General features: G+C 61.5%; 13 protein-coding genes. 5 read left to right on the top strand and 8 right to left on the bottom strand.

Annotated features, from left to right (window positions below; all coding sequences use genetic code 11):
* The 8 genes from ABEG21_RS20265 to ABEG21_RS20230 form a co-directional block, all read right to left on the bottom strand.
* Window positions 1–720, bottom strand: a complete 720-nt coding sequence (locus tag ABEG21_RS20265) for a hypothetical protein (protein ID WP_347557221.1) — start codon at window positions 718–720, stop codon at window positions 1–3.
* On the bottom strand, window positions 717–1,898 hold the full coding sequence (locus tag ABEG21_RS20260; RefSeq protein ID WP_347557220.1) for a glutathionylspermidine synthase family protein: 1,182 nt from the start codon (window positions 1,896–1,898) through the stop codon (window positions 717–719). Before ABEG21_RS20260 ends, ABEG21_RS20265 begins: the two co-directional genes overlap by 4 nt.
* 11 nt (window positions 1,899–1,909) lie before the next feature.
* Window positions 1,910–3,325, bottom strand: coding sequence for a saccharopine dehydrogenase NADP-binding domain-containing protein (locus ABEG21_RS20255; RefSeq protein ID WP_347557219.1), 1,416 nt, complete (start codon window positions 3,323–3,325; stop codon window positions 1,910–1,912).
* A gap of 53 nt (window positions 3,326–3,378) precedes the next feature.
* Window positions 3,379–4,074 carry a nitroreductase gene (locus ABEG21_RS20250; protein ID WP_347557218.1) on the bottom strand — a complete coding sequence of 232 codons (696 nt, stop codon included), beginning with the start codon at window positions 4,072–4,074 and terminating at the stop codon, window positions 3,379–3,381.
* A gap of 43 nt (window positions 4,075–4,117) precedes the next feature.
* On the bottom strand, window positions 4,118–5,746 hold the full coding sequence (locus tag ABEG21_RS20245; RefSeq protein WP_347557217.1) for a GMC family oxidoreductase: 1,629 nt from the start codon (window positions 5,744–5,746) through the stop codon (window positions 4,118–4,120).
* 15 nt (window positions 5,747–5,761) lie between these two features.
* Window positions 5,762–6,442 carry a sugar dehydrogenase complex small subunit gene (locus ABEG21_RS20240; protein ID WP_347557216.1) on the bottom strand — a complete coding sequence of 227 codons (681 nt, stop codon included), beginning with the start codon at window positions 6,440–6,442 and terminating at the stop codon, window positions 5,762–5,764.
* A gap of 12 nt (window positions 6,443–6,454) precedes the next feature.
* Entirely contained in the window at window positions 6,455–7,918 is a 1,464-nt protein-coding gene (locus ABEG21_RS20235; RefSeq protein ID WP_347557215.1) for a cytochrome c, read from the bottom strand.
* A gap of 413 nt (window positions 7,919–8,331) precedes the next feature.
* Entirely contained in the window at window positions 8,332–8,508 is a 177-nt protein-coding gene (locus tag ABEG21_RS20230; protein ID WP_347557214.1) for a CsbD family protein, read from the bottom strand.
* 298 nt (window positions 8,509–8,806) lie between these two features.
* Here ABEG21_RS20230 and ABEG21_RS20225 point away from each other — a divergent pair, with 298 nt between their 5' ends.
* The 5 genes from ABEG21_RS20225 to ABEG21_RS20205 all read left to right on the top strand — a co-directional run bounded on the left by ABEG21_RS20225 (window position 8,807) and on the right by ABEG21_RS20205 (window position 17,425).
* On the top strand, window positions 8,807–9,649 hold the full coding sequence (locus ABEG21_RS20225; protein ID WP_347557213.1) for a response regulator: 843 nt from the start codon (window positions 8,807–8,809) through the stop codon (window positions 9,647–9,649).
* Window positions 9,646–11,070, top strand: coding sequence for an ATP-binding protein (locus ABEG21_RS20220; protein WP_347557212.1), 1,425 nt, complete (start codon window positions 9,646–9,648; stop codon window positions 11,068–11,070). The genes ABEG21_RS20225 and ABEG21_RS20220 overlap by 4 nt, the downstream gene beginning before the upstream one ends.
* Before the next feature lie 203 nt (window positions 11,071–11,273).
* On the top strand, window positions 11,274–12,533 hold the full coding sequence (locus ABEG21_RS20215; protein WP_347557211.1) for an efflux RND transporter periplasmic adaptor subunit: 1,260 nt from the start codon (window positions 11,274–11,276) through the stop codon (window positions 12,531–12,533).
* A gap of 9 nt (window positions 12,534–12,542) precedes the next feature.
* A complete protein-coding gene (locus tag ABEG21_RS20210) occupies window positions 12,543–15,818 on the top strand; it encodes an efflux RND transporter permease subunit (RefSeq protein WP_347557210.1) in 3,276 nt (1,091 codons plus the stop codon).
* 98 nt (window positions 15,819–15,916) lie between these two features.
* A complete protein-coding gene (locus ABEG21_RS20205; RefSeq protein ID WP_347558096.1) occupies window positions 15,917–17,425 on the top strand; it encodes an efflux transporter outer membrane subunit in 1,509 nt (502 codons plus the stop codon).
* The last annotated feature ends 118 nt before the right edge of the window (window positions 17,426–17,543 follow it).

The following is a 17,543-nucleotide window of genomic DNA, read 5'->3' as shown; positions in this document are numbered from 1 at the left end:
TCAGCCTCCACCGGACCCATGGCCACCGCCATGACCCACGCCATGTTCGCCGCCGTGGCCCCCCGATTCTTCGCCGAACCACGCTCGGCCCGATCCGCCACCACTGCCGCCGTGCCCGCCACTGGATGCGTGTGCGACAGGACAGACAAAGCCGCCGCGTGAAATCAGCGCCGCCTCCGCGGCAGCCTCCGCTTTCGGCGTTCGGCGTAGCACTTGACGATCGTACTCCAGCTCGCATTCGTTGACGGTGAGTGTCGAGGTCGACAAGGCAGCGTCTTGCAGGCGAACGACGGAGAGGTCTTCTTCGACGGCACCGGACGCGTGATAGATGACTCCTTGCTGCGTGTAATACGGGCCATACCATCCGGTCTCGTCGTCGAGAACTGCGGCGACCGGAACGGCCAGCGGCGCGACAGTCGTCCCCATCGCAACGCCGAGTGGTCCTGATGCGACCTGCGTCGGGGCAACGGGTTCCGGTAACGGTGACGTTTCCGCGAGCAGGACATCGCGACAATCACTGCCGTCCCAAATACGCAAGCAATCACTTTGCGAAGCATAGTGGCGCCGCTCGACATTGACCATTGTCTGCGCACTCCCGTCGTAGCCGCCGCTATCATCATCGGTGTCGCCTCCTGAAAAGTAGGCGATCGCTCCAACCCCGACGACGACAACGCCACCAATGCCGATGAGTACCCGCCGTGGACGTGTCGGTTTTTTCATCGCGTACTATCAGTGTCGAAATAATGCGGCACGAAAAAGGATGTGTTCTTCGCCACCAGGCCGACCTGCTCTCGGACACACAAACCGGAGGGCACATCGTCGACCATCCATGCGCCGAGCGTGATCGAGTGGTCATCGAAGCGAGGCGCCGGCGCATAGGCCTGATAGATAAACCCCTCGGCACCGTACGGGCCGGGATGCACAACGCGGCCCTCCGGCGTCACCAGTTCGACGTTACTGCCTTCTCTCGAAAAGAACGGCTTGCGCGCAAAGTGGCGACCGCGGAATGCGGCCGCATCAAAGCTGGCTTCCAATAAATGCGGATGGCCTGGAAACATCTGCCACAGTATCGGCAGAATGCCCTTGTTCGACAACACGGCTTTCCACGGCGGCTCGACCCACCGGCCGCAATCCTTCGCCAGCTCACCGCCGTAGATCGAAGCCGACATCCATTCCCACGGAAACAACTTGAACATCAGTGCAATACGGCGATTCTCTCGATCGTAGAAATACCCGTTGCCGTCTGTCCCGATATCCTTGACGTCCACCAGCTTCACCGACCATCCCGCCTGCACCGCCGTGTCCATCAAATATTCGACGTTGCCGATGTCTTCCTGACTGTCGAACATGCAAGCGAAGTGCAACAGCGTGCCCTCACGATAATGCGCTTTTATCGCGGCCCATCGGGAGACCAAGTTCTCATGGAGACTGTTGAACTGCCCGGCGCCAGGCTGCACGTCTTCTTTCCAGAACCACTGCGCCAGGCTAGCCTCGATGATCGAGGTGGGCGTATCGGCATTGTATTCGTACATCTTCGGCACGCCGTCCGGACCTATTGTCAGGTCGAAGCGTCCGAACAAGGTCGGGTCGTCGCGCTCCCACGATGCCGTGATCATCGGCACCATCTCCGGCGGAATCGCCAGTCTCGAAAAAAGATTCTCGCGGATCACGTAGTCGACCGCATCGAGGCAGCGTAGATAGAGCTCGCGTGCCGCCGCATAGATCGACTCCACTTCCCGCTCGGAGAAGCGATAGGCGACATCCTCGCGCCAATAGATAAACGCGCCATCCGGCAAACGCGTCGGTTTGTCGAATTCATCGAGCGAATGGAAGTGGAAGCCGATCGCATCGAGTCGCGTCTGCCAGTCGGGTCGGACAATCTGTTTGATCCGTTCCATGGGGTGCGCAATCAGCCGGCTATCACGGCATCGTCGGCTATGCAGGCCGAGCGTTGCAGCGCCGAAAAGGTCAAGCGCCGCATACCGCCGACTTCGTCGCGGTGCGGCCAATTCGTCGTGGCGCCGTAGATCGGTTCCCAGTATGGCGCCGTCATGTCGTACACGCTATCGTGCGGTAGCGCGTCCGATTCGACGATACCGGCATTCGGGTGATGCATCGCCCACCGCAATGCGGCAACGATGCTCGATGTCACTTGCAAACTCGTTGCATTGTTATACGGTGCTCGCCGCCGCGCGTCGGCGATGGACAGTCCGGAACCAAGCCAATAGGAGGGCAAGGTCTTGCTGATCAACAGGATCCCCAGTTCATCGATACCGTCTTCGATCTCCGCCTTCATCACATGCTCTCGCCCCGGCGATTTTGCCGCGTCCAGCATCGCCAAGGAGCGCAGGGTGGCATCGCTCGGCCTATACGCGTAATAGACTGTCGGACGATAACGCGGCATCGCCGAGCCCTTGGCACAGAACAGCGTCAAATAGTCGGCGATGGAAAGCGATTCGTTATGCGTCAAGACCATCGCGGCGAACGGCCCCTTTCGGGGCGACCAGCTATCCACCCACGTCTCGGCGCCTACACTTTTCAAGGTAACGGAGGCCTTGTCGGCGCCATTCTGGCGCGCGCCGTCGGGCACCGGCCCTTCATGTGTGCCGTAACCTATTTCGGCAGCCTGGCGACATTCGGTAATGAAGCCTGACACGGACCAGGTATTGACGAACATCTCGGACGGAAACGGCGCCGCCGCACGCTGCGTATCGTTTTCTGAGATTTGGATGGTGCAAATTCCGAGATTCGCCGCCAAGCCGGCCCAATCGGCGCGCGAGACGCTGTGCGGATCAAAGGAATGGACGATCCCGTTGCGGCTAGCCATCTGCAGCAACGCCCGCTTCACCAATACGGAAACGAATCCAGGATTGGCGCCATGCGCGACGATGGCCGTGCTCGCCCCAGGCGTGCGCCGCTGTAACGTCAATATCCGTTCACGCAACAAATGATTGCTTATTGGTCGATCGACAGGCTGTTCTGCTTCCCACGGCTCGATATTCGTATCGAGATAAATCGCCCCTACCGACTGCGCAAAGACAATCAGGTCCATGCTGGACACGTCTGTTGCCAGATTCAGCAGGATATCGCCGCCGCGAACGCAAGGCGTCAGGACGTCCCGATATGTATGCTTCGAGAAAGCCTGTTGCCGCAATGCGATGCCCGTCTTCCGCGCGATCGCGCGCTGATTTTCGTCGATGTGCCGGTCGAACGCGAGGATTTGACGATCAGGAAACTGTCGTTTCAACAGCGGTACGACGCCTTGCCCGATACTGCCGAAGCCGATTATGACGATGTGAGATTGCATCGATACGAAAGCAAACACCGCGATTCCGAGGGAAGGAATCGCAATAATACAGTAAGGCGTCGGCCCTTACGCTATCCCACAAATGTCGTGAATCCACTCACCGGCTCCCGCACCGTCTCCAGGGTATTCACGATGGCATCGGGATCGGCCCAGCCGAGCGCCATCCCGCATACCAACTGCTCATTGCTCGGAAAACCGAGGTGCTCGGCGATGATCGCGTGGAATGGCGTGAATGCCGCTTGCGGACAGGTGTCGAGTCCTCGACCTCGCGCGGCGATCATCACCGACTGCAGGAACATGCCGTAATCGAGCCAGCTGCCGCGCTCCAAGACGCGATCGATTGTAAACATCAGCCCGACCGGCGCCCCAAAGAAGCGGTAGTTTTGTGCGTGTTGCGCGTGCATCCGCGCCTTGTCCCGCTTATCGATGCCGAGCAAGCCGTAGAGATCCCATCCCACCTTGCGCCGACGGTCAATATACGGCGATATCCATTCGTTCGGATAGTAGGCGTATTCTTCGCGATGGACGGCGGCGTGTCCCGGATCGTCGTAGGCAGCGACGAGTTTGTCCGATAGCTGTTGCAACGGCGCGCCCGTCACCACATAGACTTTCCATGGTTGGGTATTGGTGCCGGATGGCGCACGGCTGGCCGCGGCCAGGATGCACTCGATGTCCTCGCGCGCGACCGGTTTCGACAGAAAGGCACGGACGGAACGCCGCGACAGCAGCGCGGCGTCGACGTCGTTTTGCGGTAAATGGGGCAACATCGGGATCTCCTCAAAATGCTTCTCCCGGCATTGTACCGAAGGCTCAGATTTCCTTGAGCAGGGTGTCCGCGATACGGATACTCAAGGCCGCACCGGTCAAGGTCGGATTGACGCAACCGACGGCAGGCATCACGCTGCAACCGGCGATGAAAAGGTTCGCATGGTCGTGCGTACGGCAGTCCGCATCGACCACGGAATCCTTCGGGTCCGACCCCATGATCGTCGTGCCCATGATGTGCTGGCGGTTCTGGTGCCCGACATCGATCGACTTGACATCCGCCTGCAGCAGCGTCGCCATCCGCTGCAGATCCTTGACCGCCACATCGCGCCCGGCGTTCCAATAGTCGTCGACGTTGTAATGGATCGACGGCACCGGCAGGCCGATCGCATCGGTTTTCTTCTTGCTGGGCGTCACCCGGTTTTCAGGCAAGGGCAACATCTCGAAATCCACCGCCCAATTCATCCCGCGCGCGGACTGATTGCGAATTTCGGCGTCGAGCTTGCTTCCAAGGACGCCTTTCGAAATCAGCCCCGCCGTCAACTGCGATGTCGGTACCGTATTCCGGACTTTCGTCTTATAGCTTGGATAGTCCTTGCGGAATGCGCCATCGCGGCTGTTCAAATAAATCAGCAGCTCAGTCGGCCCCTGTCCCGGCCACATATCCTCGTTCGCCATCATGCTCATGCTGATGCCAGTGTTGTCCATCAAATTGCGACCGACCATATCCGACGAATTCGCCACACCGTTCGGATAATCCGGAGACGTCGACATCAACAGCAACTTCGGCGACTCGATAGCATGCGCGGCCAGCACGAAGTAGCGTGCCGTCAGACGGTGATCACCACCGTCCGGTGTCTTGTAATGCACGGCACTGATCTTTTTGTCCGTGCCGACCTCGATGCGATAGACCACGGCGCTGGCGATCAATTTCGCGCCGGCCCGTTCCGCCACATCGATATGCATCGAGCCGTCGTACTTTGCACCGATCGGACAGACCGGATTGCAGTTATTGTTACCGGCGCAGATCGGGCGATTGCCATAGGGTGCCGTCGCGCGTCCGTTCGGCTCGCTGATCGGGTGGTATCCCCCGGCGGCCAGCATCTCGGACGCGCGATTGAAGAAATAGCTGTTCGGCAACCCCTTCATCGGATAAGGCTTCGAACGCGGCGGGAAGCTGCCACCGCCCTGCCCGCTCTGATCTTCTTCGTCCACTCCGCTGACGCCTAATTCGTATTCGGCGCGCGTGTAGTAAGGCTCCAGCTCCTCATAGGCGAAGGGCCAGTCACGCCCCCGCCCGTACAGCGTCTTCAACTTGAAATCATTCGGGATCATCCGCCATAGCGCCGAGCCGAAATGCCAGGTGGTACCGCCGACGACCCGCAGATAGGCCGTCTTGTACGGCACCGGACCCGTCTGCTCCAGGTAGTCGCCATACGTCGACGGTGCGTAAGGCATGCTGGGAAACGGCGAGCCGGCACCCTGTAGCTTCATGTTCGCCAGAGACAGCTTCACTGGTGCGTTACGGAACGTCTCGACGACCTCGCGCCGATTCACGCGCGGGCCGGCCTCCAGAATGACAACCGACTTGCCGGCCTTCGCAAGCCCGCTGGCAACCAGGCCACCGGACACCCCCGAACCGATGACAATGACATCTGCATCAAAATTGCGCATCTTCTTCTCCCGCCCCTATACGTGGGACGTTGCTGTAACGGCGGCCATGCGGGCAGTCATCACCGCCTGCGCACCGGATGATGTCAATGCGGCGGGACCGATCGGTTTGGGGCCCCATGCCAAAGGCCCCGGACCATACGTCGGCACGGCGAGAATGCCTTTGGTCGGCACGTACATCAGCGCATCCGCATAGGTGATCAATTCAGAATCCGCGCCGTCGCCGACGATGCCCAGATACCAGGCGGACACGATTTGCGTGGCAGTCTCCCGCATTGCCTGCCATGCCGCGTCGGGCGCACCGGACGTTCCTGCGCCGCTTGCGGTTGCGAGGAATGCGTCCATATTCGGCAGCGTCCCTTTCTCGATATAAGCGGACAAGGTCGCAACGCTTGTAGCGAACGCCGCGTCGCGCTTTGTCAACGCCGCCAGGAACCGTTTGCCGCTGGTCGCGTTCAGCGGTTTGTTTCCCGTCACGAATGCGGAAACGCGCATGAACTGGCTCAGCGCGTCGCCGGCGACCGCGGAGGACGTCCCTTCGGCCTGCGTGCCAGCAGCCAGAGCCTGTGACACCAACCCCCTGGACGACAGCACGCCAAACGCGCCGAGCGTGCCCGTGATCGCCGCGCCGAAGAGAAATACGCGACGGCCGACAGCCACGCCACGCGGGCGATATGAATTTTTCGACTCGTTGTACATGGTTCTTTTCCCTCAGGTCTTACGTCGCGCGCGCCACAAGCCGATTAGCAACACGATCGCTATCACGATGACGAGCAGTGCAGGAATCGCGTAGCTGCCCAGCCTCGCAAGCAACACCGGCGGGCCACCCCGACGCACCGTGGCAACATCGTCCGCCGTCACCGCAACATGCGCGTTGCCGAACTGCGTCAGTACATAATTCGCCACGTCCGCCACGTCCGCATCGGTCAGGCGGTCCGTAAAGCTCGCGTTCGGACCGAAGGCGGGCATATATGCCGGCTTGCCCGCCGCATCCCGATGCAGACCGAAGAGAATCGTGGCAATCAGATTTTCGGGATGGGTACTGCCTGTCGCCGTGTTATGAAAGAGCGACGGATAATCGCCATTCGATAAGCCCGCGCCGTTCGCCTGATGGCAGGCCGCGCACGAGCCCGAGAACAGTTGGAAGCCGCGCGGCGGATTGGCATCGTTGCCTCGTATTGCCGCCTCCGACAAGGGTTGCCCTTGCGCGGCGCGCGATACCGTCTCGCCATTCGAGATGGGGCGCGTTTGCTTCAAATAAGCCACGATGGCCGCGCTGTCTTCGTCGCTCAGATACTGCAGGCTATGATCGATCGCTTCGGCCATCGGACCGCCAGCCTGCGCTTTCCCCGGCACCGACCCGGTGCGGAGATATTGCGTCAAGTCTTTGTCGGACCATGCGCCGATGCCACTCACCGGGTCGGACGTGATATTCGGCGCGTACCACGACCCCAGAGGGCTGCCCGCCAGTGCATTGCTCTCGCTTTGCCCCATCAGCGTGTCACGCGGCGTATGGCAGGCAGCGCAGTGCTCGAGCGCGCCCACCAGATACGCGCCGCGGTTCACCTGATCGGTCTTCGACGGATCCGGCACAAACCGTTTGTCGTGCAGGTAGAGGACGTTCCACAGCGCCATCGAGGCACGAACATTGAACGGAAACGTCAGCGCCGTTCGCGGCGCGGCAACATCCACCGGGGCCACCGCGGTATGGAAATACGCATACAAGGCATGGATGTCCTTGTCGGTCAACGCCGTGTAGTCGGTATAGGGCATCGCCGGGTAGAGATGCACGCCATCGCGCCGGACACCGGATCGAACGGCACGTGCAAAGTCCGCCTCCGTGTAGTCGCCGATGCCGCCCTGCTTGGCGGGCGTGATATTTGTCGAATAGATCACGCCCATCGGCGAATTGACCGGATAGCCACCAGCGAATGGCTTGCCGCCCTGCGCGGTATGGCACGCCGCGCAGTCGGCTGCCGTTGCCAGATACTGCCCAGTGCGGATCAGATCCGCGTCCGCTACTGACGCGGTCGCCGGCAACGGCACGGCGGCCGCCGGAATCACCGTGGCGGAAACGGCAGAGGCCGGCTGCCCCAGCGCCAGGGGCGAGACCGCCCCCATACCCAACGCCGCCGCCAGGGTCCCAATGGCCTTGGCCCTGCCCCATGCTTTCATAACGCGCATTTTTTCGATTGTGTGGTTCGACTGCATTGACGACGATCTCAAATACCAGCGCACCCAAAACATACGATGTCATATAACTGTTGACACTTTGGCACGCTTGCGTCACGACGTCACACCGGTCGGACAGATTGTCGCAGACGTCGAATTATAGGTCGACTGTCATTTTCTTGTCTATATCGCGACAAATGCCCGACGAAACCGTAATTATCGAAAGCTTTGACAAAATTCAACTATATGAATATTTATCAGACGTCTTACGTTAATTTCTCTCACTCCCGTTGCAGCGATGGATACGCGCCCGGATATTGCCGGCAGGCGCGTTCTCGGGTCGAAAAAAAAGCGCGCCAGAGGCGCGCTTTGAACGTCATTCCATATTACTTTTTACGAGGATCGAAAAGGATCGCTCAGTGCGTCTTTTTCGAACGTTCGACGGCGTCCCCAGCAGCCTTTTCCGTCTTACCGGCGGCTTGCTGAAGATTACCCTTGGCTTGTTGCGCCTTGTCACCGGTGACCTTGCCAACCAGCTCGTTGGTCTTGCCCTTGACTTGATCCTTGATGCCTTCGGTTTGTGCCTTATTCATCTCGTCTCCTTAGCGTCGTTGCGAAAAGCCCTGCTGGCTTTTCTGATACTAGGTTAGCAGTTGCAGGAAAAATAGCTGTCCTACAAAGGCTGATAGCAGCGTAGGACAGCGCTGACGCGTACCGCGCTGCATGCAAAAGACGCCTTTATTACGGTGCAACACGACACGCGGGCCTTTTCTTTCGAACCATTACAATCCGCGACAATGCTGCGCATTCTTACAACATCGCTTACGCGATCGTCAGTTATCCTGTAGTGCCTGACTTATTTCCATCCAGACCGACTCTGGATTTGCGCCGATGCCCGATGTACCGTGTAGTGTGTTGTTGATCGATGATGATGCCGCGTTGCGGGCCTTGATAGAGACATTCTTCGCGTCGCGCCAGATTCGCGCGGTGACGCACGCTGATGCGACAGACCTTCCGGGACACGTCATGCGCCTGCGCCCGTCAATCGTCGTGTTGGATCGCATGATGCCGGGTATCGACGGCCTGCAGGCGCTCCGCGCACTACGGGCAAGCGGTGACACCACGCCGGCGATCATGCTGACGGCGCTGGACGAAGGCGTCGATCGCATTCTCGGGCTCGAATCCGGCGCGGATGACTACGTCGGCAAACCGTTCATGCCGCAGGAATTGCTGGCCCGCATTCAGGCAGTACTGCGGCGTCATCACCATATTCCGGAGACGGCCACGGGCCTCCCCGCAAGCGCGGCCACCCGTCAGCCGTCGGGCAGCGATGTCCCCGGTGTGCCCGCCGCCATCGTTCCCTTCGCTACGTCACAAACGCCGGCGCCGCTCCGTTTCGGCCGCTTCGTCCTGGATTTTGGGATGCGGCGACTGCAACGCAATGGCGAAACGATCCGATTGACCCATAGCGAATTCACGCTGTTGAGCGTGCTGGCGCGTCATCCGCACGAGGCACTGTCACGGCCGCGATTGTTATCGCTATGGCATGGTGGCCATGCGGCGGCGAGCGAACGGGGGATCGACGTACCAATATTCCGCCTGCGCCGGTTTTTGGAAAACGACCCTGGTCGTCCTGAAATCATCCAGACAATCCGCAGCGCCGGTTATATGTTCGTTCCGCCGCCGGCGGAAGACGACACGTCGCCCGGCGAGGCGCCCGGGGGGCAGCCATGAGTATCGCCGATACCTGGCCCCGTCTCGCGGGTGGCCTGAGACGCGGCATGCGCAGTTTGAATAGCGTCTTCGTACGTTATGCGCTGCTCGCCATCGTGTTGCTGATGCTGACCCAATGGATCTGGATATTTTTGGTCGGCAGGCAGCACGCCCGAATCGAAGCGGCGCACATCGCGCGGGTTTCGGCCGTGGTCTATGGCGAGGCAAGAGACGCCAATACGCCCACCTTGTCCGCCTCCCAACAGGACCGCATGGCCGCCACGCTGCATTTCGCCTTTGCCGACGTCGGCCCGAAAGGCTATCCGCCGGGCTGTCCCGATGGCTGCGTCGATACGACCGATGCCGTCTTCGGCCACCAACTGCTCTCGGACCTCCCCGAGCACAGTCGCGTGGTGTTGGATGGCCATGTATCGCAGATCTGGCTGCGCTACGGCAATGCGGAACGCTGGCTGCGCGTCCCCGTCGATTCGCCCGCGGTGGAACGTTTGCTGGGCGCGTCCGCGACGATGCTCGCCCTCGCCATTGCGCTGGCCTTGCTGGGCGCGTGGCAAATCCAGCGGCCCCTGCGGCGTCTGGCCCGCGCGGCGCGCGATCTGCGCATCGGCATTCGACCGGCGCCCGTCCGCGCCGTCGGACCCAGCGAAGTCAAGGGCTTGATCACCGACTTCAACGAAATGACCCGCGAGATCTGTGATGCCGATCAAGAACGCGCGGTCATGCTCGCCGGCGTCGCCCACGATCTGCGGGCGCCCCTTGCGCGAATGCAGGTCCGCGCCGCCCTCATCGCCGACGAGCGCATGCAACACGGCTTCCTGAACGACACCGCCGCGATGACGCGTATCGTCTCGCAATTCCTTGCGTTCGCCGGCAGCGAGTCCAATCGCGTCGGCGGCGACGTCCCGGCACCCAGCTCGATGGGCGGCCCCGGCACCGATTTGACGTCGGTGGATGCGCTATGCCTGCAACGCTATGGCCAGGACGATGCGATGGCGACGTCGCTCGCGTCGGAGAGCGCAGCAGACGGCGACGCCGAGGAAACGCCGATGATTCGCCTCGCGCTCCACGCCGGGCCGGCCTTCCGACTCCCCACCGTCGATATCGATCGGATCTTGTCGAACCTGATCGAGAATGGCTTCGCCTATGGCGCACCGCCTTTGATTATCGAGACGCACCGTCAGGCCGACCGTTTCACGCTCGCGGTTCGCGATCATGGCGCCGGCATTCCGCAAGCCGATATCGAGCGCGTGCAACGCCCCTTCGTGCGCCTCGACCTAGCACGAGGCGCTGGCGCGCACTCGGGGCTGGGCCTGGCCATCGTTCGACGCCTCGCCCGCTCCTACGATGCCGATATGACGGTGGCGAACGTCGCCGAGCGTGACGGCGGCGGCTTGCGCGTCGCCTTATCCTTTCCAGTTCGCTGACGCGTGCCGCGCGACGCGGCAGAACCATTCCGTCGGGTTTTTCCACGAAAATTACAACTGGTAACGCGACCCTAAGCCTTTGTAAGACGTCGATCTGTAAGATTCGCTGCTTTGCTGGTCAGGGTCTGCCTGGCCGGCCGGGCAGACACGGCACCACCGGCTGCCCGGCAAGACGACTTAAGCCGAGGGGGGCGTCAGCCGGTATGCAACAAAGATCAAAAAAGGCGACGCAGCGTCGCGCACGGCATCGGGCAGTATTCGCAACCTGTGTCGCGCTATCGGCCGCCGTAGCGGCCACATTGTCGGGCTGCGGAAAATCGGCTTCGCCCGAAAACGCGGATGCCAACCAACACGCTGCGCCGAACGTCACCGTTCAGACGGTGCAGCCTCGCGCCATTGCGCTCGTCGATACCTTGTCCGGCCGCTTGTCGGCGGTCGAGGATGCCGACGTGCGCCCGCAGGTCGACGGCGTCGTGCAAAAGCGTCTCTTCACCGAAGGGGCCACGGTGAAAGCGGGTCAACCGCTGTACCAACTGGATGCCGCCAGCTATCAAGCCACCTATGACACGGCACGCGGCACGCTACTGAAAGCCGAAGCCACGGCACACGCAGCCGATCTAACCGCGCAACGCTATCAGGCGTTGCTGAAAATCAATGGGGTCAGCCAGCAGGACGTCGAGAACTACGTCGCGGCCGCACGGGAAGCCGACGCCGACGTGATCGCCGATCGCGGCACATTGGAAAGTGCCCGCGTCAATTTGACGCGCACGCGTATCGTCGCACCGATCAGCGGTCGGATCGGCAAGTCGTCGGTGACGGCGGGCGCACTGGTCACGGCGGACCAAACCACCGCGCTGGCAACCATCCAATCGATCGACAACATGTACCTCGACGTCACGCGCTCGAGCGCGGACGGTCTGCGCCTGCGCAAGGCGATTGCGGCCGGCCGCATCACGCCGGCGTCGGCAGCGGTCACGCTGATGACGGAAGACGGTGCGACCTATCCGATAAAAGGCACGCTGCAGTTTTCCGACATATCGGTCGATACGACCACGGGGTCCGTCACATTGCGCTCCGTCTTCCCGAATCCGCAACACGAACTGCTTCCCGGTATGTTCGTCAGCGCGACCTTCAGCGAAGGCACCCAGCAGAACGCCCTGCTCGTTCCGCAGGCCATCGTGTCGCGCGGCTCCGGCGGCCTGTCGACGGTGTTGGTGGTCGATGGCAATAACAAGGTCGCCAGTCGTACCGTCACCGCGGATAGCGCCTATGGAAACCAATGGATCGTGACAAAAGGCCTGCAAGCGGGAGACCGCGTGATCGTCGACGGCCTGCAATCGCTCAGCGCCGGGATGACGGTGACGCCGGTCGAACAGCAGGCGACGGCGGCGAATGCGACCGCTGCGTCGAGCGCGACGGCCGCCCCGGCATCGGCCGCTTCGGCAAGCGCGACGGCGCAATAAGGAGCCGACATGTCCCGATTTTTCATTCACCGACCGATTCTGGCCTGCGTTTTCGCGGTCGTCATCATGATGCTGGGTGGCGCGGCCATCACGACGTTGCCGGTCGAGCAGTATCCCACCATCGCGCCGCCGACGATCCGCGTGTCGGCCACCTATCCGGGTGCGTCGGCCGACACCGTGGCGACAACCGTCACGCAAGTCATCGAACAGGATTTGAGCGGTCTCGATAATCTGCTCTATATGTCGTCGACCAGCAGCTCGGCCGGCAGCGCGCAGATCACGCTGAGCTTCAAGGCCGGGACGAACTCCGACGTCGCGGCGATGCAGGTCCAGAACAAAGTGCAGGAAGCCAATGCCTCACTGCCGACGGCGGTGCAAAGCCAAGGCGTCGAGGTCTCGAAGGCCGGCACCAGTTTCCTGATGATGGTGTCGCTGTCGTCCACCGACGGCAGCATGAACGATGTCGACCTCGGCAATCTGATCGCCACCCGCATCGAAGATCCGCTGACGCAGATCAGCGGCGTGGGCGACGTGAAGCTGTTTGGCGCGCAGCATGCGATGCGCATCTGGCTCGACCCGCGCAAACTGCGCAGCTATGGGCTGATGACCAGTGACGTGACCACGGCGATCACGAACCAGAATACGCAGCTCTCGCTCGGTCAGATCGGTGGCACACCGTCGACGAGTCAACAGGTGATCAACGCGACGATCACCGCGAAGGGCATCCTGAAAACCACCGACCAATTCGGCGATATTCTGCTGCGGGTCAATACCGACGGCTCGCGGGTCTACCTGAAGGACGTCGCACGTATCGAGGTGGGCGGCGACGCTTACGATACGACATCGCGCGTGAACGGCAAACCGGCTGCGACGATGGCCGTGGAAATGGCCACTGGCGCCAATGCGTTGAACGTCGCAAAGGCGGTCAAGGCGAAAATGGCCGTGCTGCAAAAGCAATTGCCGTCGAACGTGGCCATCGATTATCCCTACGACACGACGCCCTTCATCTCGATATCGGTCAGTGAAGTCGTCAAGACCTTGCTGGTGGCCGTGGTGCTGGTCTTCCTCGTCATGTTCCTGTTTTTGGGAAACCTGCGTGCGACCATCATTCCGACCGTTGTCGTACCGGTCGCGCTGCTCGGCACCTTCGGGCTTATGTCGGCCTTCGGCTTTACGATCAATGTGCTCTCGCTATTCGCGATGGTGCTGGCCATCGGCCTGCTGGTCGATGATGCCATCGTCGTCGTGGAGAACGTCGAACGGATTCTGCGCGAGGAACGGCTCAGCCCCGCGAAAGCGACGATGAAGGCCATGGGACAGATCGGCGGCGCACTGGTCGGCGTTACCGCCGTGCTCGTCGCCGTGTTCGTCCCGATGGCCTTCATGTCGGGCTCCACGGGCGCCGTCTATCGGCAATTCTCGCTGACGATCACCGCCGCCATGGTGCTCTCGGTCGTGCTGGCGTTGACGTTGACGCCGGCGCTGTGCGCCACGTTGCTAAAACCGGCGAAAGACGAGCACGAACGAAAGGGATTTTTTGCCTGGTTCAACCGAACCTTCGACAATGGCAGCCGACGTTACAGCGTGTGGGTGGGCGCCATGATCGCGCGGCCTTTGCGATCGTTCCTGGCCTATGGGGTGATTTGCCTGATCGCCGGGCTGATGTATTGGAAATTGCCGAGCTCCTTTCTGCCGACGGAAGACCAGGGCTACTTTATGACGACGGTGGCCTTGCCGCCGGGTAGTTCCGCGAACCAGACCGATGTCGTCGAACAGCAGGTCGAGGATTACTTTCTCAAAACCGCCGGCGTCGACAAGATCATCATGCTCGGGGGCTTCAGTTTCAATGGGACGGGCCAGAATAACGCGATGGCCTTCGTGCGCCTGAAAGACTGGAGCGCGCGAAACGGCAACGAGTCCGCGCAAGCGATCATCGCGGCCGCAAATCGCCATTTCGCCGGACAGAAATCGGCCCAGATTTTCGTGATGAATCCGCCGGCGATCCAATCGCTGGGGAATTACAGCGGGCTTGACTTCGAACTGGAAGATCAGGCCGGTGCCGGCGCGGATGCGTTGGCGAAAGCGCGCACGCAATTGATCGCTGCGGCGGCGAAGGACCCGCTGCTGGGTACCGTCCGCTCGCAAGGGATGGCCGATCAACCGCAATACGAAGTCGATATCGATTATCTGAAAGCCGCCGCGATGGGCGTGACGGCCGCCAATATCAACAGCACGCTGGAAACCGCCTTCGGTTCATCGTATGTGAACAACTATATCGATACCGGCCGGATCCAGAAGGTGTATGTTCAGGGCGATGCGAAATATCGAATGATGCCGTTCGATATCGGCACCTGGTACGTCATGTCGACTGCGTCGACGAGTAGTTCCACCGCGGCTTCAAGCAGTTCGAGCACCACCTCGACGAGTACGTCCACGTCGTCGAGCAGCACATCGACCACGTCGACGAACTACGATTCCGAGATGGTCCCGTTCTCCGCCTTCGCAACCGGGCATTGGACGCTGGGCTCGCCACAGGTCGAGCGCTATAACCGCGAATTGGCATCCGAAATGTCGGCGCAGGTTCCGGACGGCGTCAGCTCGGGTCAGGCGATGCAGGAAATCGAGAAGCTTGTCGCGCAACTGCCGCAAGGCGTCGGCATGGAGTGGACCGGTGAGTCCTACCAGGAAAGCCTCGCCGGCTCTCAGGCGGCCTATCTCTACGCCTTGTCGTTGATCGTCGTGTTCCTGTGCCTCGCCGGCTTGTATGAAAGCTGGTCCGTGCCGATCTCGGTCATCCTCGTCGTGCCGCTCGGTGTCGTGGGGGCCTTGGCCGCCGCCCATTTGCGCGGACTCGACGACGATATCTACTTCAAGGTCGGCTTATTGACCACAGTCGGCCTGGCGACGAAGAACGCGATTCTAATCGTCGAGTATGCCAAGTCGCTGCAGGAGCAAGGTCGCGGCCTGATCGAATCGGCCATCGAGGCGGCGCATCTTCGCCTGCGGCCGATTTTGATGACGTCGCTGGCGTTCGGCTTCGGTGTGCTGCCGATGGTCTTCGCCTCCGGTGCCGGCGCCGCGAGCCGGCAAGGTCTGGGGACCGGCGTTCTCGGCGGCGTCATCGCAGCCACGGTATTCGCCGTCCTGCTGGTCCCGGTGTTCTTCGTCGTCGTCCGACGCTTCTCCGGCAAGACGATCACGACGCGCGATGATGACGAAAACGATGAAGATGGCGACGATGCGCGCGACACGCGCCACAGCGACCGTCCGCGGAAGGAAACATGATGCATTTGAAAAATGTCTTGAAAATGCGTGGCCCGCACACGCGTGACGTGCATGGCGCCGGCATCAAACGCCCGTCGCAAAAAACCGCCGGCGGCGCCATGACGATACTCGCCGCCGTCGCGACGGCGTGCGTCTTCGCCGGCTGCAGCTTGGATCCGACCTACCAGCGCCCCGCCGCGCCGATGGCAACGCACTACGATCCGAGCGGTGGCGTGGCCGCCGTGCGCGGCAACAGCGCGACGGCAGGCGCATCGGCGTCGGCATCAACGTCGGCCGTCGAAACCGAGCAGACCAATCGCGATCAAACAAGTGCGCCGGTGCTCGCCGACTGGCAGCAATTCATCCTCGATCCCTATCTGCGTCAATTGATCGCGCTGACCTTGGACAACAATCGGGACCTCCGCGTCGCCGCGCTGCAGGTCGCCGAATACGAGGCGGAATATCGTATCGCCCGTTCGGATCTCGGCCCGACGTTGACGGCCACCGGCTCCAGCTCCCGCTCTCACTCGCTCGGGACGACGACAGGCAGCAGTTCGGTCAGCCTCGGCACGTCTTCCTGGGAGATCGATTTCTTCGGACGCTTGCGGAGTTTGAAACGGCAGGCACTGGAGACCTATCTGTCCACCGACGCGGCGCGTCGGAGTACCCAACTGAGCCTCGTATCGACCACCGCCACCGACTATCTGGCGTGGTTGTCCGACCGCACGCTGCTGAACGTGGCGCGCAAGACGGTGGCGTCGGATCAGCAGACCTACGACACGACGCTGAAGGCAGCGCAGCTTGGCAACGAAGCGATGGAAGACGTGCAAGAGGCACGGACGACGCTGAGCAGCGCCAAATCGAGCCTGGCGGCCTATGAGCGGGCGGTCGCGCAGGATCGCAACAATCTGATCGCCGCCATCGGCGCGCCGTTGCCGGATGGCTTCCCGGACGACCGCACCTTGGACGACGTCACGCCCTTCGCCCCCGTGCCTGCGGGGCTGCCGTCCGAGCTGTTGACGCGCCGTCCCGATATTGTCGAGGCCGAGCACGCCTTGAAGGCCGGGAATGCCTATGTTGGCGCCGCGCGTGCCGCTTTCTTCCCGACGATTTCGCTGACCGCCAGCGCCGGCACCACCAGCTCGCAATTGTCGCAGCTGTTCAAAGCGGGAACCGGCGCCTGGGCGTTCGCACCGACGATCTCGACACCGCTGTTCAGTTTCGGCGAATTGAAGGCTTCGCTGGATGTGGCAAAAGTCGAAAAGGACATCTACGTCGCCGATTACGAGAAAGCGATCCAGACGGCATTCAAGGAAGTATCGAACGCCTTGGCGGGACGCGCCACCTATGACGACCAGTTGGCGGCCGATGCGGAATACGTCGACGCGGCGCAGAAGTATTACGATACGGCGCTCGGGCGCTATCACGCAGGGCTGGACAGCTTCCTCACGCTGCTGACGGCACAACGCACGCTCTACACCGCGCAGACGCAATGGGTCAGCGATCGACTCAGCCAGCAGGAGAACCTGGTGACGCTCTACACGGCACTCGGAGGCGGATGGAGCGCCAACGCCCGCGCGGAAGCATCGCCGGTCCAAATGACCACCGGCGCATCCAAGGCGCCCTGACGGCCACTCCGTCCGTTCGATCGGCCCCGACACGCGTCGTGGGCCGATTCGAAAGCGTCGCGCTTTATCAGCGTGACAGCATCCTCGCTTTATTCGTCGGCGCCCCTTTGCCCTGTCA

This window comes from Robbsia sp. KACC 23696 (assembly GCF_039852015.1).
GTDB lineage: Bacteria > Pseudomonadota > Gammaproteobacteria > Burkholderiales > Burkholderiaceae > Robbsia.
The sequence above is the reverse complement of the archived record's forward strand: the minus strand, read 5'-3'. Positions and strand labels throughout refer to the sequence as shown.